Origin of the sequence: Bradyrhizobium cosmicum, from assembly GCF_032290525.1 — a bacterium.
Classification (GTDB): Bacteria; Pseudomonadota; Alphaproteobacteria; order Rhizobiales; family Xanthobacteraceae; genus Bradyrhizobium; species Bradyrhizobium cosmicum_A.
In genome coordinates, this window is sequence record NZ_JASXTA010000159.1 from 1 (window position 1) to 285 (window position 285).

Below are 285 nucleotides of genomic sequence, written 5' to 3' on the forward strand. Positions count from 1 at the left end.
GGCTAGGCTTCGACGTCACCGTGTTTGCTTCGGTTCATTTGTCGAGTCAGGCGGATGCGGATTTGCGCGCGTTCGAGGATTTTGTCCGCGCCGAGCCTCTGGTGCGGGAATGCTGGATGCTGTCGGGCGAAGTCGACTTCATCCTCAAATGCGTCGCGCCCGACATGGCGACGTTTCAAGATTTCGTCACGCACCTGACGGCCGCGCCGCACGTACGCAACGTCAGGACGTCGCTCGTGCTGCACAATTCGAAATATGAAGCGGCGGTGCCGCTCGATGTGAAGG

Annotated in this window: 1 protein-coding gene; it reads left to right on the forward strand. The window is 60.0% G+C overall.

Going from position 1 to position 285, the window contains the following annotated elements; translation table 11 throughout:
* A partial coding sequence (locus QSV46_RS39465) for an Lrp/AsnC ligand binding domain-containing protein (RefSeq protein ID WP_314964059.1) occupies positions 1-285 on the forward strand: 285 nt, incomplete at both ends.